The organism is Flavobacterium sp. UBA7680 (assembly GCF_002482975.1).
GTDB lineage: Bacteria > Bacteroidota > Bacteroidia > Flavobacteriales > Flavobacteriaceae > Flavobacterium.
Window position 1 is genome coordinate 78909 of record NZ_DLHA01000017.1, and the last position, 23928, is coordinate 102836.

A 23928-nucleotide genomic window follows, 5' to 3' on the forward strand; every position below is an offset into this window, starting at 1 on the left:
TAAAAAGACAATAAGACAAATACATTTGTGGCTCGGTTTAGCATCGGGCCTCATTGTTTTTATAGTGAGCATCACCGGATTTCTTTATGTTTTTGAAGAAGAAATCCGTGATTTTTCACAGAAAGAATATCTGCATGTTCCGGTTCAGCAAAAATCATTTATAGGATTAAAAACTATAATTGAAAATTATGAAAAACTGGAGCCTAAACAGAAAATTACAGCTTTAAAAGTAAACAGAGAAGAACCTAATGCTGCCATTGAGATTTCGACCAAAAAGAAAAAGACCTATTATTTTAATCCATATGACGGAAGCTTAATCAACAAGCAAAGTTCTGACTGGTTAAATGTTGTTCTTGAAATACACCGTACTTTATTACTGGGAGACGTTGGAGAATTCATTCAAGGCTGGTCGGTAGTGATTTTTATCATTATGCTGATTACCGGACTTATATTATGGTTTCCGAATCAAAAACGATTACTAAAGCAGTCACTAAAAATAAAGTGGAGCGGATCTTTTAAAAGAGTCAATTATGATCTGCATCAGGTTTTAGGATTTTATGCTTCTATTATTTTGCTTTTGATTGCTTTTTCTGGGACGTATTTTAAATTTGAAACCGTTAAAAAATCGGTTAGTATAGTAACCGGAAGCAAACTTAGAAAAGGTGATGAGATTTTATCTAAAGAAAAAATTGATTCAACCACAATTCCGGTACGATACAATAACATTTATGAAAGTGCCAACTCCAAATATCCGGGAGCAACTTCTGTTTCATTTTCAATTAGAAAAACGGGGGAACTTAGAGTTAGAATGACATATCCAAATGATTGGGCAAGAAATCAAAACACAATTTTCTTTGATGGAAAAACGGGTCAAATGCTTCGCACAAAGCTTTACAAAGACAACAATGCTGCCGATGTATATGAAGCCAGTAATCATGATTTACATACTGGTGTTTTCTTTGGTCTCACAGGGAAAATAATCTGGAGTTTGGTAAGTTTGATTGGAGCTTCTCTTCCTATAACCGGATTTATTATTTGGTGGAAAAAAGGAAAGAAATCAAAAACTAAAAAGGTTAAAGCCTAAAAGCTTTCATCCAATAGAAATAAAAAAAGCCTTTAAACGTAATGTTTAAAGGCTTTTTTACTTTTAATATCTTCAATTATTTTATAAACTGAATAATAAATCCTCCTTTTGGAGCTAAATTATAATTCCATTTTGAAGTTATTGGATAATTTGAAACCTTAAATTCCATTAACGGATCTGCACCTTCAGAAATAACCCTGAATTTTGAAAAACCCTTACCATATTTCGCCAAATCAATTGAAACTGGCAATGCTGTATTTGTACCATTTATTCCAATAATATAAGATAAATTATCTTTTTGACGAGATAAAACAACTGTTTTCCCTGGTTCTGCAATTATAGCTTCGGTTTTATCCCAAGTTGCTGGCATCTCTTTAAATAAATCTTTAAGTTCAGTTGGAAGTGAATTGAATACTTCTTCTGAATCGGCAAAATGAATAATTCCTGATGTATAAATCATAGCCATAGCCAATTCATGAACTGCCGTATTTAAACGCGTAAATTTTCTAAATGTCAAAGCAAACGGAGTATAATCTGCAGGTCCCGCAACGTTTCTTGTAAAAGGCAAAACTGTATTTTGCTGTGCAGCCATTTCAGGAAATCTTGGTTCGTAAAAATAACTTTCTGTCCCTAAAATAGCTTCTGCCGTTACAAAGTTTGGCCATGTTCTATGCCATCCTCTTGGTACTGTTGTACCGTGCAGGTTCACCAACAAATGTTCTTTAGCAGCATCTTCAAAAACCGATTGAAGCGTACTCATAACTTCTTGTCGATCTGAGCACCAAAAATCTATTTTAACGCCTTTTACGCCCATATCAGCCAGCTCCTTAAATCTTTTTTTCCTTTTTTCAGGATTAAAATATTCTGCCGAATACCCCCAAACTAATGGCTGAACTCCTTTAGATAAAGCATGATCGATAATTTTTCCTTCTTTATTGGCTTTTTCCCAACCCGCATCAAAAAGCGTATATCTAAAACCAAATGAAGCCGAAACATCAGTAAACTTTTTATACATTTCTGGCGTGAAATCATCAGGATGCGACCACCATGACCATGCTGCTTTTCCCGGCACAATCCATGAAGTATCTTCAATTTTAGAAGCCGGAGCCAAATCAGTAATCAAAGTTGATAATAATATATCGCCTGCTTTATCGCCAATCAAAATAACTCGCCAAGGCATTGTCCACGGTAAATTTGATTCAGGATAAGCATTTGTGTCTGGTAAAGGCAAAGTGAATTTTTCGTCTTTTTCAGCAAAAGCTATTTTATACATTCCGCCATTAGAATCCGGCTGCAAGTGACAGCCCGGAAATACGCCTTCTGCTCCTGATTCTGCAATTAAAACCCAATTTTTAGTATCGTTTACATTAAAAAGTGCCGGCATACACCATCCAACCGAAACATTTCGCGCACCGCTTATTGGATCTCCGGATTTTACATTCACATAAAAATCTTCATAACCCGGAGTATAATCTCCAGCCTTATTGTACGGCTGAAGCCAGCCTTTTGCATTTTGATCAATATGAAATCCTGTAATTTCATTTTTAACCACTCTGGTTTTCTCTTCTTTCTCAGTAAACTTATATCTAAAAGCAACTCCTTCTTCTCCAGCAATTAAATCGATTGTGATTAAAGCGCCTTGCTTATTCTTAAATGTTATACTTTTAGTTTTAAAAATATGATCAGCAACTTTATTATTGGCAACTTTAAGCTCGTATTTTTCACGCTTATCTTCGATAGGCGAAACATTAACAACCGACAAACCAGATGTAAAATCATTATTTTCAAGATTCAATCCCAGCGGAGAATCTAAAATTATTGTTTTATCTCTGCGGGTAACTTTATACGACAACTTTCCATCTTCGGTTAAAGACAAAGTAATTTTATTTAAATTATCCTTAGACTTCAGGTAAAGGTCTTTGTTTTGAGCTTTACTGCTTGTCAGTACAAAAAATACTGCGGGTATCAGTAAGCTCAAAGTTCGATGAATAAACATTTTTCTCATTATATAATTTTTAAAGGTGATAGTTCAATTTTGTTATTAATAGTTGCGGTTATTTTAACACATAGATTGTAAAGTTTATTTTGCCACGAATTCCACTAATTAGCACGAATTAATTAGTGAAAATTTGTGCAATTCGTGGCAAAAAAAAATCCTTTTTAATCCCCATAATCTGTGGCATAAATATTTTTAATTTTCAAGAGTCACAACATCAAAAGCATAATTAATCGTTTCATTATAAACCTGCTCTGCTTTGAATATTGTATTAGGAAAATGTGCATGATTAGGACTATCCGGATAATATTGACATTCTAAACAAAGTCCGTCAAAAGGTTCATAAAACTTAGAATGTTCCCCAATTACTGCGCTGTTTAAATAATCTCCCGTGTACAATTGCACGCCCGGATAAGACGTAAATACACGCATTATTCTTCCCGATATTTCTTCGAATAATTCACAGACAGAATCTTCATCAACATTATTTCTATTAAAAATATAATACGTATTCAGTCCGCCATCTTTCATAACGTCCCCTAATTTATAATGATAAAAAGAACAATTTTCTGCAGGTATAATTCTTCCTGTCGGAATATAATCTTCTGTACTTTCTACTATTTTGTCGGCCTGAATATTTAGATAATGATTTCGTATTTTTTCGGCACAAGCCGATAAATTAAAATAAGAATGATTTGTAAAGTTTATAGGAGTTGGTTCATCGGCTACAGCCAAAAATTCAATTTTCAGTTCGTTATTATCCGTCCATTTATAAATGACTTTAGTTTTTAAATTTCCGGGGAAACCGCCATCGCCGCTTTCATTTTCCAAAGTAAAAATTACAGCATCCTCTTTTATACTAAAATCAAAAACCTTGCTGTTAAATCCCGCTGAACCGCTGTGATTATTGTTCTTCCCGTCATTTTTATCTAAATAATAGGTTTTATTTTCAATAGAAAATTCGGCATTATTGATTCGGTTCGCAAAACGACCCACAGTTGCTCCTATATAGGATTGATCTTTTATGTAACCCTCTAAAGTTGGAAATCCTAAAACTACATTTTCCTTATTTCCGTTCTTATTCGGCACTACTATGGATTTTACTATGGCTCCATAATTAAGCAGTTCTACATAATTTCCGTGAACATTTGTAAGGGTAAATTTAAAAATTTCTTTTTCTGCATACCGCCCAAAAGGCTCATATGCAATTGTATTTAAAGGATTCATATTGTTTTAAAAAAGGATTGAAAACACCAAGGCTATAATAGTGTTTCAAATGTACTTTTGATTATTCGTCTCAAAATGGACATTTTTTTTAAAAGCATGGATTAAATTACGATATTTGGAAAAGACAATCCGAAAAATGAAAAATTCATCTCAAAAAGAAAAAACAAAAGTTAAAGAAGGTTTCTTAGGACAGCGCATGATTGTGATTCCTAAAAACATTCTTTCAAACATTAAAAAGAATCCTCTTATTGCGAGTTTGTATTTTACAGATATTGGAGTTTTTCCCAATGCAAGTCATCATTCCATGAAACGAAAACACGGAAGTAAGCAATACATCCTGATTTATTGTTATAAAGGTGAAGGCATTATTAGCAAAGAAAATAAAACTATAACACTCAAAGCGAATACCTTTTATATTATACCTCCAGAAGTTGCCCATGATTATTATGCTTTAAAACAAAACCCGTGGAGTATTTTCTGGATTCATTTTACCGGACCACAGGCACCACATTTTTACGATAAATTCATAACGGAGTTTCCGGATTCTGCACCGCAGCTTTCCCTTGAAGAAAGACGCATTGAACTTTTTGAAAACATACTCGATGTTATGGAAGACGGTTACAGCGCAAGTAATCTTGAATTTGCGAATCTTTCGTTATGGCAATTGTTAAATGCTTTTTTATATGAGAAATTTTTCATTCAAAAGAACCGAAAATTTTCAGAGGATAATACTATTGAATCCGCAATTGACTATATGAAAAAACATCTGGATCTTTCATTAAAAATCAATGATGTTGCTGCTTATTTTAATTATTCATCGTCTCATTTTTTTACCTTATTTAAAAAACAGACGGGCTATTCTCCTATACATTATTTTAATTATTTAAAAATGCAGAAAGCCTGTCAATATCTTAGTTTTACTAGTATGAGTATAAAAGAAATTAGTTTTAATCTGGGCTTTAATGATCCGTTGTATTTCTCCAGATTGTTTAAAAAAATAATGAGTACTTCACCTATACAATATCGTACAGAATACAAACAGTAACGCAATGGTTTTCGTATTTTAATACACCGCATCAAAAAATCAGATTATAATCCATCTATTCAAAAAAAATATCCATAAATCAAAGGTTTCTATTCCGCTAATTTTACAAAAGCTATTAAACCCTTTTTATGAAAAATTATAATTATACCTTTTTACTATCGATTAGCCTTGTTGCAGCATTGGGTGGTTTACTCTTTGGCTACGACTGGGTTGTAATAGGTGGTGCAAAACCATTTTACGAAATTTATTTTGGCATTTCAGATTCTCCTGCTCTTCAGGGCTGGGCGATGAGCAGTGCCCTTGTTGGCTGTGTGGCGGGAGCAGCAGTTGCCGGAAAGCTGGCAGATACGTACGGAAGACGTCCTATGTTAATTGTTGCCGCCGTATTATTCTCCTTATGTGCCATTGGTACAGGGGCTTCAGAAACTTTTACCATATTTATTATCTGGCGAATTATTGGAGGAATCGGAATTGGGATTGCTTCTACAATATCCCCTTTATATATCGCAGAAATTGCGCCTCAGGAAACCCGCGGACTTTTTGTGTCAATTAATCAGCTTACTGTAGTTATAGGAATTCTGGCAGCACAAATTACCAATATGCTGATCACAGAAGTTATTCCTGCAGGTTATACTCACGCTCAAATTCTAGCTTCGTGGAACGGACAAACAGGCTGGAGATGGATGTTTTGGGCAGGATTTTTCCCGGCAGTTTTATTCTTTCTTTTAATGTTTTTAATTCCCGAAAGCCCTAGATATCTGGCTAAAAAAGGAAAAAATGATACAGCAGAAGCAACGCTTACCAAAATTGGCGGATTAGCTTACGGAAAAGAAGCTATCACAAAAATAAAAGAAACTTTTACAGACGAAACGGAGAAAACCGATTTCAAAATGTTACTGGACAAAAAGGCTTTGCCTATATTGACTATTGGTATTGTTCTAGCTGCTTTTCAGCAATGGTGCGGTATTAATATTATTTTTAATTACGCTCAGGAAATCTTTGTTTCCGCAGGTTACAGCATCAACGATTTATTTATGAATATCGTGATTACCGGAAGCATCAACTTAGTTTTTACTTTGGTTGCTATGGGAACTGTAGATAAAATTGGCCGTAAAAAATTAATGCTTTTTGGTTCTGCTGCATTGGCGGTAATTTATGCTTTACTTGGGTATTTTTATTATACCAATGTTACCGGTTTTCCTTTATTATTACTGGTATTATTAGCTATTGCAATTTACGCAATGTCACTTGCTCCTATTACGTGGGTTATTTTATCTGAAATTTTCCCTAACCGAATCAGAGGTGTTGCGATGTCTATTGCCACATTTGCGCTTTGGATTGCTTCTGCTCTATTGGTACAAACATTTCCAATTTTCAACGAATACCTGGGCACGTCAGGAACTTTCTGGGTGTACGGTATTATCTGCGCCTTAGGATTTGTATTTGTTTTCAGAAAACTTCCTGAAACTAAAAACAAAAGTCTTGAAGAGATTGAGGAACTAATGGTTTCTGATCGTCAATCGAAGAATATTCAATAATCTAAATTTCATTACATCATGCAAAAAGTAAATGTTTGGAAGGAAAAAATAATCCTGCCAACTTATGAGGTGGGCAAACCTGAAAAAAATCCTGTATTTATTGAGAAAAGAGTGTATCAGGGAAGTAACGGATCTGTATACCCTTATCCGGTTATTGAAAAAATAGCAGACGAAAAAACGAACAAAGAATATCAGGCGGTTTATCTTGAAAATGAATTTATTAAAATAATGATTTTGCCTGAACTTGGCGGACGAGTTCATATGGCGTACGATAAAACTAAAAATCGTCATTTTATTTATTACAATCAGGTTGTAAAACCGGCATTGGTTGGACTTACTGGCCCGTGGATTTCGGGCGGAATCGAATTTAACTGGCCGCAGCATCACAGACCAACGACTTTTGATCCTGTTGATTTTACGATTGAAGAACACGAAGACGGAAGCGCAACAGTTTGGTGCAGCGAAGTAGAACGTATGTTTAGAACCAAAGGAATGGCAGGTTTTAGATTATATCCTGATAAAGCTTATTTGGAAATCAAAGCACAGTTATACAACAGAACATCGTTCCCTCAGACATTTTTATGGTGGGCAAATCCGGCAGTTAAGGTAAATGATGATTATCAATCGGTTTTTCCACCAGATGTAAATGCTGTTTTTGATCATGGTAAACGTGACGTTTCTTCTTTCCCAATTGCAAAAGGAACCTATTATAAAGTTGATTATTCGCCGGGAACAGATATTTCCCGTTATAAAAATATTCCGGTTCCAACATCTTATATGGCGATTGCTTCGAAATATAATTTTGTGGGCGGATACGAAAATGATTCAAAAGGCGGGTTACTTCACGTTGCAAATCATCATGTTTCTCCAGGCAAAAAACAATGGACATGGGGACACGGCGATTTCGGCCGTGCGTGGGATCGTAACCTTACGGATGAAGATGGCCCGTATATCGAATTAATGTGCGGTGTTTATACCGATAATCAACCGGATTTCACTTGGATTATGCCGGGAGAACAAAAGGATTTTACGCAGTATTTTATGCCATACCGTGATTTGGGGATTGTGAAAAATGCGACCAAAAATGCGATGGTTAATTTAGAAAGCATTAATGATAAATTAGTCATTAAAGCTTATACAACTGGAGTTTATCCTAAAACTAATGTTACTTTAAAGAATAATGATGTTGTTATATTTCAAAAACAATATGATGCATCGCCATACAATTCATTCGAAGAAACAATTGATTTTAATTTTGGTTTAGAAGGGTTATCAATTGCCGTAACCGATGCTGATGATAAAGTTTTGGTAGACTGGAATTACGAAGGTCAAAACGAAGATGAAATTCCTGAAGCTGCAAAACCTGCTCTTGCTCCGGAAGATATTGTAAATAACGAACAACTGTTTCTAACAGCTCAGCATTTGGAACAATATAGACACGCTACGTATAGCCCGATTCCGTATTATGAAGAAGCTATAAAACGTGATTCTGGCGATATTCGTTCAAACAATGCAATGGGATTGTGGTTAATGCGCCGAGCAAAATTTGCAGAAGCTGAACCTTATTTTAGAGCAGCAATAAAAACGCTGACACAGCGAAATCCAAATCCGTATGAAGGCGAAGCTTATTTTAATTTAGGATTATGTCTTAAATATCAAAATAAAAATGAAGATGCTTACAATGCTTTTTACAAATCAACATGGAATGCAGCCTGGCAAAATCAGGGTTATTTTTATGTTGCACAGCTTGATGCTTTAAAAGGCGATTATGAATTGGCATTAACGCATATTAAAAAAGCAATTTCTAAAAATACCGAAGATCATAAAGCATTGCATTTAAAAGTGGTACTTCTGAGAAAATTAAATCAAAAAGAAAAAGCACTGAAGCTTGCCAATACTTATTTAGAAAACGATTCATTTAATTTTGGATTGCTTTATGAGAAATATCTTTTGAGCAATGATAAAAAAGACCTCAGCTATTTTAATTCGCTTATCCGAAACAACATTCATACGTATATCGAATACGCTTTAGATTATAATGCCGCAGGTTTTTATGAAGAAGCTGCCGGATTATTAAATGAAGGTTTGAAAGATGAAAATACGTACCCAATGGCGTGGTATTTTGCAGGTTCTTTTTATGAAAAATTAAATGATTTCGGTCAAGCCGAAAAATGTTTCAAAATGGCCTCTGAAGCAAAACCAGATTATTGTTTTCCAAATCAGGTTGAAGCTGCGTTGGTACTTCAAAATGTAATTGAGAAACAAACCAATGATGCAAAAGCTTTGTATTATTTAGGCAACTTTTGGTACGCTGCGAAGTTTTATGATGATGCTATTTCCTGCTGGGAACAATCTGTTGCGATAGACAATAGTTTCCCTACGGTGCATCGTAATTTATCATTGGCGTATTACAACAAACTGGGCGACGAACAAAAAGCGCTTTCGAGTTTAGAAAAAGCTTTTTCATTAGATTTAGAAGATTCAAGAATCCTGATGGAATTAGATCAATTGTACAAACGTTTGAACAGAGATTTGGTTTTCAGACTTGCTTTCTTAGAAAAACATTTAGAATTGGTAATTCAGCGTGATGATGTTTATTTAGAAAGAGCTGCTATTTATAATCTTTTAGGAAAACACGATAAAGCACTTACTTTATTACAAAACCGAATTTTCCATCCGTGGGAAGGCGGCGAAGGAAAAGTAAGCGGACAATATCTTATTTCTTTAACTGAAATTGCAAAACAGCAAATCTCTCAAGGAAATTATGACGCAGCCATAGAGCTTTTAGAACAAGCACAAATTTACCCTGATAATTTAGGCGAAGGAAAACTGCCGGGCGCACAGGAAAATGATATTCATTATTGGCTTGGTGTTGCTTTCGAAAAGAAAAATGATCTGAAAGAGGCTCAAAACTGGTGGCAAAGCGCCACACAAGGATTGGACGAACCAACGGCAGCTATTTTTTACAATGATCAGCAGCCGGACAAAATTTTCTATCAAGGTTTAGCTTTCTTAAAATTAAATAATGCTGCCGAAGCTGGTAAACGTTTTGAAAAGTTAGTTGCATATGCTCAAAAGCATGTAAACGATTCGATTACGATCGATTATTTTGCAGTATCACTTCCAGATCTTATGATTTGGGAAGATGATTTAAATAAACGAAATAAAATTCACTGTCTATATATGCAGGGATTAGGACTCCTAGGCCTTGAGAAAAACCCACAAGCAGAAGAAACATTCAACACCGTTCTTGATGAAGAAAAAAGCCATTCGGGCGTTACGATACATTTATCCTTATTGAAAAATGAGGAATCAGTTTTTGTTTAAGTTAGTATTGGTCATTTAAGTTTAAGTAGTAGCCCCGATAGGTTTTAAAAACCTGTCGGGGCTTGTGGTTTTGATCCTGCTAGGTTTCCAAAACCTTGTAGGTATAAATTTTAGAGACGTAAAAAAATGAATATTATAAACCTACAAGGTTTTGGAAACCTTGCAGGAACTCCGTGAAGGCGATAAGAATGCGTGCAATAATAAAATTAAAATCTGCGATAATCCATTCAACCCGCAAAACCCGTGGGCAATAATATCTAATTAACTGGTCTATCCTCTAATTTAATTCCCCATTTTTTATTCGGTTTTGATCCCATACTAAATTCTAAAACTCCACCATTATCAATATCCGATTGATGAATAAAAGTCTTAGTATACATTTTACCATTTAGCTTGGCGCTTTGGATATAAATATTTTTATCCGAAACATTCTTTGCCACAACTTTAAAAGTCTTCCCGTCTTTCAACTGAATTGAAGCTTCTTTTAATAATGGAGAACCAATAACATAAATACTGCTCGCAGGATTAACAGGATAAAATCCCATGGCGCTAAAAATATACCAGGCCGAAAGTTCTCCGCAATCATCATTTCCAGAATAACCAGATGAAGTCGTGTTGTACATTTTCTTCAAAATTTCTGCAGTATATTGCTGCGCTTTCCAAGGCTGACCTGCATAATTATATAAATAAGCAATATGATGACTTGGCTCATTTCCATGTGCATATTGCCCAATAAAACCAGAAGCATTATCATTTACTTCTTCCGGTTTATCTTCTAAAGTGAAAAAAGTATCTAGCTTTTTGGTAAAAGCATTATCTCCTCCAACCAAATTTATAAGTCCTTTTACATCTTGCGGAACATACCAAAAGTACTGCCAGCCATTTCCTTCGGTAAAAGGATATCCGCCGTTTGCACCATATTTTAACGGATTAAAAGGTTCGATCCAGTTTCCTTTATCATCTTTGGCTCTAAAGAAACCTATTTGTTTATCGTATAGATTTTTGTAGAATTGTGAACGCTTCGTAAAATGATTGTAATCATCTGTTTTTCCGAGTTTCTTTGCTAATTCTGCCACACACCAATCATCATACGCCATTTCTAAAGTCAAGGAAACGGATTGTGATTTTAAATTTTCGGGAATATATCCGTACTTTTCCCAAATGTCAAATGGTGATCCTGGATGTTCACGAGTTGCTGAATTCTTTACAGCTTCAAATGCTAAGTCTGCATTAATACCTGATAAATTTTTAAGCACAGCATCAACCACAACCGGAATAGCGTGATTGCCAATCATACAATAATTTTCCTGCCCCCATAACTGCCAGATTGGTAAATAACCAAAAACTTTGTAATACTCCAACATGCTGTTTACAAAATCAGCAGAACGTTCCGGCTGCAAAATGGTATACAAAGGATGTGCGCCTCGATATGTATCCCACAAAGAAAAGGTTGAGTAATAAGGTTTAGAAGAATTTCTAACCGTAAAATCAGCCGATGGATAATCGCCGTTTACATCTGATAAAGTATTCGGTTGAATAAAAGTATGATACAAAGCGGTGTAAAAAATCTGTTTTTGCTCGTTTGTACCGTCAATTTTTATTTTTCCGAGTTCCTTTTCCCAAACAACATCTGCAGCATTTACAGTTCCGTTAAAATCCCAATTCGGAATTTCGGCTTGCACATTCAAACGTGCATTCTCAATGCTTGTCGCAGAGATTCCAACTTTCACCAAAACTTCCTGTTGTTTCGAAATATTAAAATCTAAAATAGCTCTGATTGCATTTCCATTTACGACTTTAGCATTCTCATAAGCATTATTTCCGTCTTTTATATGATTATGAATTATGGGCTGTGAAAATTCAACATGAAAATATACTTTACGCATTGGTGCCCAGCCTGTAATAATACGATATCCTTCTACAGTATGATCATTTGGAAACGACAATTGTGAAGCAATAATACGTGTATTCCAATCTGATTTTTTCATCGAATGATCTAAATCAATGATAATATGAGCTTCTTTATTTTTAGGAAAACTGTATTTATGAAAACCCGCATGTGTTGTCGCCGTTAATTCTGCTTTTATCTGATAATTCAAAAGTTCTACGCTGTAATAACCCGGTTTTGCCCATTCTTTATCATGCGTAAATTTGGATTGATACACGTTTTGTCCTTCTGCTTCTTTGACTATTGCACCGCTAAAAGGCATTAACATTACATCAAATAATTCTGCAACGCCAGTTCCGCTTAAATGCGTGTGACTGAAACCTGCAATGGTATCATCATTATAATTATAACCGCAGGCAACACTCCAATCGGGTGTATTGCGGGTATCTGGGCTAAGTTGCACCATACCAAACGGAACTGTCGCTCCGGGATAATTATTTCCTGAAAGTGGCGATCCGTGCGCCGCTCCTGTTCCAATAAAAGGATTAACGTGTGAGATTATTTTTTCTGTTGTCTGCGCTGGTACAAGTATAGAACTTAGAAATGCACCGCACATTATTATTTTATTTAAAGTCATTTTTTTTAGGATAAAAATTAATGATATGATTTCATTCTTCTATTTAATTGCCTCCAACTTTAGCTGAAGGTTATTGAAATTAGACTCAAATAGGGCTTTAGCCAAAACTTTTTTTAATTGCCTCCAGCTTTAGCTGGAGGTTATTGAAGTTAGATTCAAATAGGGCTTTAGCCAAAATCATAATGTTTTGGCTAAAGCCCTTTGTTAATAGACTTTTTTTAAACCTCCAGCTAAAGCTGGAGGCAATTAATTTTTATTGATATTACTGAGTCCTGCAAGGTTTCCAAAACCTTGTAGCTTTAGTTTTTTATTTCACTTTACAATTTAATACCTACAAGGTTTTGGAAACCTTGCAGGAATATAAAAACTACAATTTTGAAGATGTGATTTCTTTCAATTCTCCGTTTACTTTCACTTTTACTTTTGCGGGTACAGGAGATAATATTTCATATTTGGTGATTTTTCCTTTTTCCCATTTCATGTTTATGGTAAAGTTTCCTTCGGCTTTAAGCCCTTTTACTTCACCTTCCTTTAACCAAACATCTGGCATAGCAGGTAATAATTCAATAAATCCGGCGTGGCTTTGAATCAGCATTTCACCAATTCCTGCTGTAGCTCCAAAATTGCCGTCAATTTGAAATGGCGGACCTGCCGAAAGTAAATTTGGATAAACTCCTCCTCCTGCTCCATAATTAATATTCGTAGCAAGCGTTGGTCTCAAAATTGTTTTTAATAATTTATACGCTCTGTTTCCTTCTTTCAAACGGGACCAAAACAGCATTTTATAAGCAATTGACCAGCTTGGCCCGTCATCACCTCTAACTTCAAGTGTTTTCTTTGCTGCTTCGGCAAGTTCCGGTGTGCTTTCCGGAGTTATTAAAGAGGCAGGATATAATCCGTATAAATGAGAAATGTGACGATGCTGTGCGTCTGGTTCTTTATAAGGTTTTAGCCATTCCTGAATTCTTCCGTCAGGACTAATAACTCCCGGCGGCGGCAATAATTTTAATCTTTTCTCAAGATCATTACTCAAATCTTTATCGATTCCCAGTTTTTGAGAGGCCGTGATTACATCATTAAATAATTCACGAACAATTTGATTGTCAATTGTTGGCCCCATACAAACGTGAGCATCTTGTCCATTTGGTAAGAAAAAGGAATTTTCAGGTGAAACTGATGGCGAAGTTACCAGCCAGCCTGTTACCGGATCTTTTACCAGCATGCTATTATAAAACTGAGCCGCTCCTTTTATAATTGGATAGATTTCGGCAAGATAATTTTTATCATTTGTGTACAAATAATGGTTCCATAAATTGTTGCATAACCAGCCTGAACCTGCTTTTGCAATTCCCCATGAAGCACTTTCACCCGGTTCTGTAAATCCCCAAACATTCGTGATTACGTGCGCTACCCAGCCATCGGCATTGTAGTAGGCTTTTGCTGTTTTTTCTCCGTAAGGAACCATTTGTTTCACCAAATCTTTTAAAGGGAGATTTAATTCTGAAAGATTTCCGGTTTCCAAAGCCCAATGATTCATCTGAACATTTACATCAAGATGATAATCACCGTTCCATGGCGTCTGAACCTGATGCGCCCACAATCCTTGCAAATTTGGAGGTAATAATCCAACTCTAGTGCTGCTGATACTTAAATAACGTCCGTATTGGTAAAATAAAACCGGAAGCTCTGTATCTGAATCAGGTTCTTTTAAAAAAGCATTTAAACGCTCATTTGTAGGCAGTATTTTTTTGTCTGATTTTCCAAAATTTAAAGTCACACGATTGAATAGTTTCTGATAATTCTGAATGTGAATTTTCTTCTGATCCTGATATTTCTTTTGAATTGCTGCATCTAAAATTTTATCTACAGAAGATTCAAAATCTTTATCTTTAAAATCAGTTCCTGCAGATATATAAAGCACAACTTCCGTGGCATTTTTTATTTCAATTGTATTATTAGTATATAAAGCACTTCCGTCAGTTGTTTTGGCTTTTACTTTGGCTTTATATTTCATTCCTTTTCCGTCAATTCCATTGTTCAGCTGACCTGTCATAACAAGGGAATTGTCGTTTTCATTTGCCGTTTTAAAATGTTCTGGTCGGTCTAACTGTACGATGAAATTTAGTTTTCCTTTTTTACTTGAAGTCAGTTTTACAAAAAGAACATCATCACCAAAACCTGCAAAATATTCACGTTTGTAAGTAACTCCATCAATGGTAAATTGTGTTGCTGAGGTTGCGGTTTGTATGTTTAGGTTTCGGCTGTAATTTGTGGCTTTCGATTTGGTTTTGTAATCAAATTTCAGGGTCATGTTTCCTAAAACCTGATAACATCCAAATTGCACATTTGCACCATCGCCACTTCCTGATCCAGGGCCTGTGCAGACAAAATTCTCATTGATCAATTTCTCGGCTTCCGTATTTTTATCTGCTAAAAGCAATTCTCTTATTTGAGGCAGAAATGAAAATGCTTTGTAATTGTTGGCATCTTGTGGTGATCCGCTCCATAAGGTGATATCATTTAAAACTAATTTCTCGGTTGTAACGCCGCCGTCGGGCATAATTCCTAAACGTCCGTTTCCTAAGGGTAATGTTTCTTCCCATTGAGAGGCTGGTTTTCTATACCATAATTCCAATGCGTTATTTTGTGAATAACCTAAAATGGGTATTAGTATAAATAGTAATGCTTTTATTTTTTTGATATTCATGTTGTTTGTTTTTTTGCCACAGATTAAAAGGATTAGAATGATTTTTATTCCGTGGTAACTTCATATTTTCTTGGCGTTTTAGTTCGTTTGGATTAAACCTGACAGGTTTTAAAAACCTGTCAGGTTTACTATGAGGATCTTCTAGTGTTTAAATTATACCTACAAGGTTTTGGAAACCTTGCAGGATTTGAAGCTGATTATTTATTATAAGGAGTCGCTTTTACAACTGGTTTTTCTCCATTTTTTAAGGCTGATTCATCAAATTCTATTGTAACTTCTTTGCTTTCTCCTTTTAACAAAGTAAAGTAACTATCGCTTACAATTGCAGGTAATATTTGAGTTCCGGATTTTTCATTTACTGCTTGTATCTGAATTCCGAATGCAATTCCTGAAGGGCTTGAAATCTTCGATTTAATAGCATACTTCCCGTTTTGTTTTACCACTTTAGTGGAAACATTTACGTTTGCTTTTGACAATTTATTCAAATCGGTGAAATCTTTCATATTAGAACCTCTCCAATAAAAATTCTCACTTATTACTTTATTCTGGGCATCTTTTAATTTTAATCGGATGAAATGTACCGGACTCAAACTAGAAGTATCGGTATTAGTTTCTGCTCCAAAAACTTTGAAATCATACAAGGAATATCCCCAGCCAGAACCGCGTTTTATTCCCAGCATTCGAACATAACGACCTTTGGTTTCATCAAACGAAATATTCTGAAGTCCTTGTTTTCCATCTTTAATACTACTCACGTCTGTCCAGTTTTTTGCATCTGTACTTATTTGAATTTTATATTCTTTGCCGTATGCGTTTTCCCAATTTAAAACTACACGATTGATAATATATTCGTTTTCAAGATCTACATAAATCCATTCGTCATCTGTTGATTTACTTGCCCAACGGGTATTTGAATCACCGTCTGTAATATCTTTAGTATTTCCTCCATCTGTCGATGATGCAATAACATTTTTTTGAAAAGCTAAATCTTTCTGATTAGAGTAAAACGGAATTACGAAACTTTCCGTCGCTGTATTAGAATATGAATCTATAACAGCATTTTGACTGAACTTCGTTACCGATTTCCCATCTAAATTATAAACCGTTGCTTCGGCAGTCAAATTCTTGAAATCAGTTCCGGTCGTATTAATTACTTTAACCGAATTATTTACAGGACTCCACTGAATATGCATAGGTTCGCAAGCCGACTTTACGCCCCAATACGCTCCTGTTAAATCATAATAATAATCGTAAGTCTGCCAAACCATACTTGGATAAGAGGACTGACTCATCCAAATCATAATTCCAGAAGCGTCTTCCCACATATGGTCTAACCAGCCTTCGTACATGGCTTTGTTGGTTTCGATATTTAATAATTGGGCTTTTTGGGTATATTCTTCCAGATTATTTGGTTTACCGTAACGTTCTGTTATGCTTTTATCATAATTATCCGGAGAAGCATTAAAGGCTTTTTGTCCAAAGAAATGTTTGTCCCACATATCGTTTCTTGGCCACCAGTCTTTTTCGGGAATAAATTTTTTGAAACTTTCCATATTCGGAAAAACGGCTGTACCAATTTCAGATCTTAAACCCCAGCTTGGGCCGTCTCCTGTCCCTACGTAAGGTTCAGGATATTTTGTAAAATAAAACCTTGGATCTTTATTGCCCCAAAGTCCGCTGCCGCTTAAGTTTCCTGTATTAGAACAAGGCTGATAATAACGATCGTTGTTGTCAAAAGTTTTGATGTTTTCGGCAATCCATCCGTTAAGCGGAGGCTGTGGCAAACCTTCATTATTTCCGCACCAGATTGCAATACTGGCGTGATTTCGAACTCGTTTGATTTTTTCGATTACATTACTGTTGAAAACGTGAATATCTAAAGGAAGGTTCGGATTTGCATTTAGCCAAAAATCGTCCCAAACCATAATTCCGTATTTATCGCAAGCCTGATAAAATTCATCATCTGTTGTTGAACCTAACCAGTTACGAATAATATTGTAATTCATTTCTTTATGAAGTTTGACTTTCAAATCGTATTCTTCACCTCTGCAGCGAAGCATATACTCGCTCATTCCCCAGTTTCCACCTTTAAGAAAAACACGTTTTCCGTTAATCGAAATGTGCAAAACTCCGCCTTCTGTATCGTAAGTATATTTTTTGATTCCGAAAGTTATTTTTTGGGAATCAGAAACTACATCTCCAATTTTAAAAGTGAATTGGTAGGTATATAAATTAGGATCTCCGTAACCATTTGGCCACCATAATTTAGGGTTTTGAATGGAAAGTTCCGGAAATTGTTCTTTGCTTAATTTTACACTTGTAACTGCATTGGCATCAAGACTTATTTTTTTAGAAAAAGTAATATTTCCGGGCATTATTACACCTGTTAAAACTCCTTCCTGATTTTGTGCAGATGAATTTTTAAGGTCGACTTTTACATCTAAATCTGCACGTGCATTCGTTGGCAGATTGGTATGAACCCAAGGATCTGCAATTGTTACTTTATCTGTATTGCTTAAAAAAACATCATCTGTAATTCCTGAATTTAATCCTGGCACATACGGCATCCAGTCCCAGCCGGCACTTGAAATATAAGTTGGGCTTCCGTAATTGTTTAAAGGCTGTTTTGGAATACTTACCAAAATTGTCAGTACGTTTTTTGCTTTGCGATGTACTAGCTTTGTAACATCAAATTTTCCACGCTGCATCATTCCGCTAAGCGTGGCTAATTTTTTTCCGTTAAGATAAATATCACCTTCGCGATTAATTCCTTCAAAGTTGAGCCAGATTATTTCTTTGGTAAAATCTTCAGGAATATTAAATTCTGAACGATACCAAAAACTGCGATCGTATTTTGATTTATCGACCTGATAAATATTGTCGCCAAAATTGGGGTCTTTTTCTAAACCGCTTACTACATAGGAATTAAAAACCGTACCCGGAACTACTGCTTTTACCCAGTCTTTATCTGAATAATCGGCAGCTGTTATTTTAAGACTGTCTTTTCCTAATTCTGCCTGCGGTTTTACTTTCCAGACAATGTCTGAAGAGTTCAGACTTACTTTATTCTGAGCATAAAAATGGAACGATAAGGCATTTAAAACAAATAAAGTGATATAAACCTGAATTGTATTGAATTTCATATTGTTATTTGAATGATGAAAAATTGTAACTAAAAAATAAGAATGCCATTTTGGAATAAGTTTTTCTAACAGAATTCTCAGGACTGTTTTATTACCTATACCCAAAATGGCATTACAAATCAAAAACTGTGATTATTAACCAAAAAATCACATAACCAAACGATAAAAACTATTTTAAATACTTTTCTAAATGATATTAATAACCAGGATTTTGATCTTCTGGGTTTATATCATCATTTAACTGGATTTCTTTTAGAGAAATTGGATATCTATTATGAAACTCGGCAATTGTACCGCTTTGTGCTGCCCATTTATTACGAGCTTTTACATTTTGAACCAATTTTCCTGTACGGATAAGGTCCATTCTTCTCCAGCCTTCAAATGCTAATTCACGCATACGCTCATCCAAAATTCTGTCTCTGAAATCTGCCTGAGAAAGTCCTGTCCAATTCATTCCCGCCGGAAGTGTTCCTCCAAAAGCACGAGTACGAACTTGATTTACATATCCTTCAGCATCAGTAGTACTTCCTAATTCGTTTAAACATTCTGCGTAGCACAACAATACATCAGCATAACGGATATAGGGTTTATTTTTTCCTGAATTCCAGAATGATTGTCTTCCGTCTACACGAACATCTTCGTATTTTTTTACGTGCGGATCTAATTCATCTCCTCCAAAACCTGCAGGGATTGTTGGTGTAATTCCTCTATAAGTAAAATCATAACGAATACTTGCATCTTTACGTCTATCACCTGGTTCCCAGATACCACCTGCTGATTTATCGCTATAGCAATATTGTGTAGGAACTAATAAATCATATCCTCCAAAATAAGCATACTGATCTAAATTTGCTATTGCTCTAGAACCTGTCTGCCATTGAATTTGGTTGTTGTCAGGCCAAGTGTTATTAAATTGAAACTCATAAAGTGACTCTGTAGAGTTAGCATGATCAGGGCTAAAAACATCTGCATAATTTGCTAATAAGCTGTATTTCCCTGAAGAGATAACTTTTCCTAGCCATTCTTTTGCCTGAGTATAGTCACGTGCACCAGAAGCTACAGGAGCATATAAAAACACTTTACCTAATAATGCCTGAGCAAGATATTTGACTGGCAAAGCTTTATTTGACTGTGTAACTGGCAAATTTGCTTCGGCTACTTTAAGATCATTGACAATATAAGTATATACATCTGGCAATGAATGCCTTCCATATCCTAATTCCTGAGTACGTGCCTGATCCAAAATTGGAATTTCTCCCCAGTATTGTGAAAGCTCAAACATTAAACTAGCTCTTATAAAACTAGCTTCTCCCAGCAATATATTTCTTCGGGCTGTATCAGCTTCTGTATTATTGTTCAAGGCATATATTGCCTGACCAGCACTTTGTAAAACTAACCAGCGTGAATCCCATTGCTCAGCCAAAGCTGTATTTTCCTGAGAAAGAAAACCATTATAGTAATCTAATCCCGCTTGTCCCGGAGTTGTCATTACCTGAAATGCTCCTTGCTGCGTTTCATCTGTTCCTAATTGAAACATTAGTCCTCCTCTATCTTTTTGTACATTTCTCCATGAAGAATACATTCCTAAAACAAGAGGTTCAATATTATCCATTTTTGAATAAGTCTGTTCTTCAGTAAGAGCAGTATTTGGGTCCTGATCTAAGAAATCTGAGCAGGAAGCAAAAAGCATTATAGATGCCATTGCCGTTAAAATTTTTACTTTCATAATTATATTTTTAATTATTGTCGAAAATTATTTTTAAAGTGAAACATTTAAACCTAAAACAAACATTCTTGAATTAGGATAACTATCTCCTCCTTCTGGATCGTAACCTTTATATTTTGTGATCGTAAATAAATTAGATCCGGTAACATAAAGTCTTAGATTTTGAAGATATGCTTTCTCCAAAATTGAGTTAGGAAAGTTGTATGACAACGTCAATGCATTTAAACGTAAGAACGAAGAATTTTGAATTGCCAAAGATGTCTCATAACTGTTAAATCTTCCTCCTCCATAGTAAGCTCTTGGTACATCTGTATCAGTATGCTCTGGTGTCCAACGGTCTAATAAATCAGTATGAGCAGCGCTCATTCCGCCAGAACTCATAAAACTTTCATAAGCAGAACTAATTCTTCTTCCTCCAATAGAGTAAGCAAAAACAGCATTTAACCCGAAACCTTTGTAGCTAAAATCAGTTGCAAATCCTCCATAAAAATCCGGATCTGTGTTTCCTACTACATAACGGTCGTTATCATCAATTTTTCCGTCTTTGTTTCTATCTACAGGAACAATATCTCCCGGTTTAACTGTTCTTCCTCCAAAATTGATTTTGCTTATTTCTGTCATATCTGATGCCTGAGCAATTTTATCAAACTCAAATACATAAATAGAATTAACAGATTTACCTACGAATAAATTTCCTGTTCTTTGAATTTCAACTCCAGTGTAACCTCCTGTATTGTAAATCGCTGTAGTTTCTCCATATAACTTGGTAATTTTATTTTTGGCAGATGAAATGTTTCCTGAAACATCCCAGTTAAGATTATTATTTTTTAAGATTTTATAGTTTGCAGTAAACTCAACTCCTTTGTTTACCATCGTACCTACGTTGTCTATTCCAGTAGTAAACCCACTTAAACTAGTTACGCTTTTTACCATTAACAGGTTGTCATTTTTAATATCAAAATAATCCACTGTCATAGAAAATCTGTTATCTGAAGTTGCAAAGTCTAAACCAAAATCAAATTGTTTTTGTCTTTCCCATTGTAAATCAGGATTTCCTAAATAATCGCTTGGTTTGTAAACGACACTTCCATTTGTATAAACTGGTCTATATTTACTTACATAAGCATAGTTAGGTATGTTTTGATTTCCTGCAATACCATAACTTCCTCGAAGTTTTAATAATTTAATACTTTCTACAGATTGCAAAAATTCTTTAGCAATATCCCATCCTAAAGCTACAGATGGAAAAGTTCCCCATTTATTATTAGGTCCAAAACGAGAAGAACCGTCTAAACGTGTTGTAACTGTTGCGAAGTATTTTTTATCATACGAATAATTCAATCTTCCTGTATAAGAAAGTAATGTCGTTGTCACAAAATCTGAACCTAATGAAAAATCTTGTTTTTGAGACGCCCCATTTAAGTACATATAAGTAAAATCATCTGATGAAAAGCCTCTTGCATCAACTTGTGTGTAATTGTTTGAATTTTTCTGCATAGAAAAAGCTCCAAGTGCACTAAAATCGTGTTTTCCTATTGATTTATTATATGTGATTGTATTATCCCATTGGTAGTTCAATTCACTGTATCTGTAATGATTAGCATCTCCGTTTGCCGAATTTCTAATAGATTGTCCTGTATCCATTGGCTGGTACGAAAAGTTTGCCTGATCAGTAATATCTACAGAAAAAGTAGTTCTTAAGTTTAATCCGTCAGCAGGTTTAATGTTTACATAATTACTTGACATTAAACGGTTTTTAGAACTTACATTATCAATCGTTAAACTTTTAATTGGATTGTAAGCATCTGCGTTCAATACGTCTCCGTATTTCAAATAAGTAGCATCTGGATCAATAGGCAATAGTGGATTAGCGCCTAATGCATTTCCGAAAGCACTTCCTTCTATATAACTTGCTTCACTACGTGAAAAAGTAGTACTTGTACCTATTTGAAGCCATTTTTTAACGTCCTGCGTCAAATTGATTTTTCCGTTATATCTTTTGAAAGAAGACTTTTCTAAAAGTCCATCCTGATCTGCATAGTTGAAACTCACAAAATAAGAACCTTTATCTCCTCCTCCCGAAAAAGAAAGATTGTAATTAGTCTGCATTCCTGTTCTTGCTACTTGATCTAACCAGTTGTAGCTTTTTCCTGTTCTGTAAGATTCTAATTCGTATGGGGCAAATACTGTAGATCCGTCTGATTTAATCTGGTTGATGTAAGCAGCACGATCAGCAGTTGGATTTTGATCCATATATTGATTTGCAAATGCATCAACTCTAAGGTCAAACAATTGCTGTCCGTTCATTAACGGAAGCGTTTTGCTAAACTCAGACATTCCAACCCAGGTATCAAAGTTTATTTTACCTTCTCCTTTTGTTCCTTTTTTAGTCGTAATTACCACAACTCCATTTGCTCCTCTTGCACCATAAATAGCTGTAGAAGAAGCATCTTTTAAGATATCAATATTCGCAATATCATTAGGGTTTATCGATTCAAAACCGCCATCTATAATAAGACCGTCTACTACAAATATTGGATTTGTACCAAATTGTATCGAGTTGTTTCCTCTAATTTTAATAGAACCACTTGAACCCGGAGTTGTATTTTGCTGTACATAAACACCCGCTGCACGCCCTTGCAATGCCTGCACTGCGTTTGCTGTTGGTGTTTCCAGCAGTTTTTCTCCTTTTACGTTTCCTACTGCTCCAGTAAGATCTCCTCTTTTTACTGAAGCTCCTACTACAATAATCTCAGTTAATTCCTGTGGACTCGGAGTTAAAGAGACATTAATTTCAGATTTATTGGCAACAACGCTCTGAGTATTAAATCCTATAAACTTGAACTCTAAAGTTGAGCCGGATTTTACGTTTGACAATTTATAACTGCCGTCTATGTCTGTTACTGTAGAAGTCTGTGTACCTTTTACCAGAATTGTGGCTCCTGGCAATGGTAAATTTTCATTGTCTGTAACTTTACCGGTTATGGTTTGGGAGTAAAGTGTACCGGCACACATCATAACTACTAAGAAGCATAAGTATCTTATTGCAATTCTCATAATAATTTGGTTTTTTAGTTAATAAATTAGTGAGTTAGTTTTATTCTTTTTATTGAGCATTAAAATATGAGAAAACGAATTGACTTATACTATACTATACTACAACATTACAAACATACAAATATTTTCATTACATCCAAATTTATGTTTTAAGAATTTCATATTTTTTTTGATGATTTATTTCGGCTTTAACAGAAATACCAAGCTTTAAAAAGGAAAAAGAAAATAAAGGAATAATTAATTTAAAGAAATCTCAGACAAAACCGAAGAGTATTTTAATCTAAAACAAAGAAAACAGGTATAATTTACCTGCAAAATCAAAGAAATAATTTTCGACAATTTTCAGGTATTTCAACCCAAATACAAACAAAAAAAGACGCACTGCTGTGCGTCTCTACGTTAAAATCTTTGTGTATTTATATCGTTTTGTTTTACTACACATAGACCTGACAGATTTTAAAAACCTGTCAGGTCTCGATTGAACACAAAAAAGACGCACTGCTGTGCGTCTCTACAGAAAATTGGGATATTTGAATTGTCAATTTTATAATTA

The 23928-nt window shown here is 35.0% G+C and carries 11 protein-coding genes; 4 read left to right on the forward strand and 7 right to left on the reverse strand.

Annotation, left to right across the window (positions count from 1 at the left end):
* Positions 1–64 precede the first annotated feature (64 nt).
* Positions 65–1084 (forward strand): PepSY-associated TM helix domain-containing protein, encoded by a 1020-nt coding sequence (locus B3C18_RS02920; RefSeq protein WP_414655337.1) that lies wholly within the window; start codon positions 65–67, stop codon positions 1082–1084.
* Positions 1085–1160: 76 nt separating this feature from the next.
* On the opposite strand, the gene B3C18_RS02925 is transcribed toward B3C18_RS02920, so the two are convergent.
* Both B3C18_RS02925 and B3C18_RS02930 read right to left on the reverse strand, forming a co-directional pair.
* On the reverse strand, positions 1161–3089 hold the full coding sequence (locus tag B3C18_RS02925) for a glycoside hydrolase family 97 protein (RefSeq protein WP_291142113.1): 1929 nt from the start codon (positions 3087–3089) through the stop codon (positions 1161–1163).
* A gap of 186 nt (positions 3090–3275) precedes the next feature.
* The gene (locus tag B3C18_RS02930) at positions 3276–4307 is read right to left on the reverse strand and encodes an aldose epimerase family protein (RefSeq protein ID WP_291142116.1); all 1032 of its coding nucleotides are present in this window, start codon (positions 4305–4307) and stop codon (positions 3276–3278) included.
* Positions 4308–4443: 136 nt separating this feature from the next.
* On the opposite strand from B3C18_RS02930, the gene B3C18_RS02935 reads away from it, so the two are divergent.
* From B3C18_RS02935 to B3C18_RS02945, 3 genes are all read left to right on the forward strand, one after another.
* Positions 4444–5352 carry an AraC family transcriptional regulator gene (locus tag B3C18_RS02935; RefSeq protein WP_291142119.1) on the forward strand — a complete coding sequence of 303 codons (909 nt, stop codon included), beginning with the start codon at positions 4444–4446 and terminating at the stop codon, positions 5350–5352.
* A gap of 128 nt (positions 5353–5480) precedes the next feature.
* Positions 5481–6890, forward strand: coding sequence for a sugar porter family MFS transporter (locus B3C18_RS02940; protein ID WP_291142122.1), 1410 nt, complete (start codon positions 5481–5483; stop codon positions 6888–6890).
* Positions 6891–6908: 18 nt separating this feature from the next.
* Positions 6909–10217: a DUF5107 domain-containing protein gene (locus tag B3C18_RS02945; protein ID WP_291142125.1), complete on the forward strand. Its 3309-nt coding sequence runs from the start codon at positions 6909–6911 to the stop codon at positions 10215–10217.
* A 257-nt stretch (positions 10218–10474) separates the two neighbouring features.
* Here the strand turns inward: B3C18_RS02945 and B3C18_RS02950 are convergent, their stop codons facing one another.
* The 5 genes from B3C18_RS02950 to B3C18_RS02970 form a co-directional block, all read right to left on the reverse strand.
* On the reverse strand, positions 10475–12742 hold the full coding sequence (locus B3C18_RS02950) for a GH92 family glycosyl hydrolase (protein ID WP_291142128.1): 2268 nt from the start codon (positions 12740–12742) through the stop codon (positions 10475–10477).
* Between the two features lie 367 nt (positions 12743–13109).
* Positions 13110–15449: a glycoside hydrolase family 95 protein gene (locus tag B3C18_RS02955; RefSeq protein WP_291142131.1), complete on the reverse strand. Its 2340-nt coding sequence runs from the start codon at positions 15447–15449 to the stop codon at positions 13110–13112.
* Between the two features lie 197 nt (positions 15450–15646).
* Positions 15647–18592: a discoidin domain-containing protein gene (locus B3C18_RS02960; protein WP_291142134.1), complete on the reverse strand. Its 2946-nt coding sequence runs from the start codon at positions 18590–18592 to the stop codon at positions 15647–15649.
* A gap of 196 nt (positions 18593–18788) precedes the next feature.
* Positions 18789–20318, reverse strand: coding sequence for a RagB/SusD family nutrient uptake outer membrane protein (locus B3C18_RS02965; RefSeq protein ID WP_291142137.1), 1530 nt, complete (start codon positions 20316–20318; stop codon positions 18789–18791).
* Between the two features lie 33 nt (positions 20319–20351).
* Complete coding sequence (locus B3C18_RS02970; protein WP_291142140.1) at positions 20352–23375, reverse strand: SusC/RagA family TonB-linked outer membrane protein; 3024 nt, start codon at positions 23373–23375, stop codon at positions 20352–20354.
* Positions 23376–23928 lie beyond the last annotated feature (553 nt).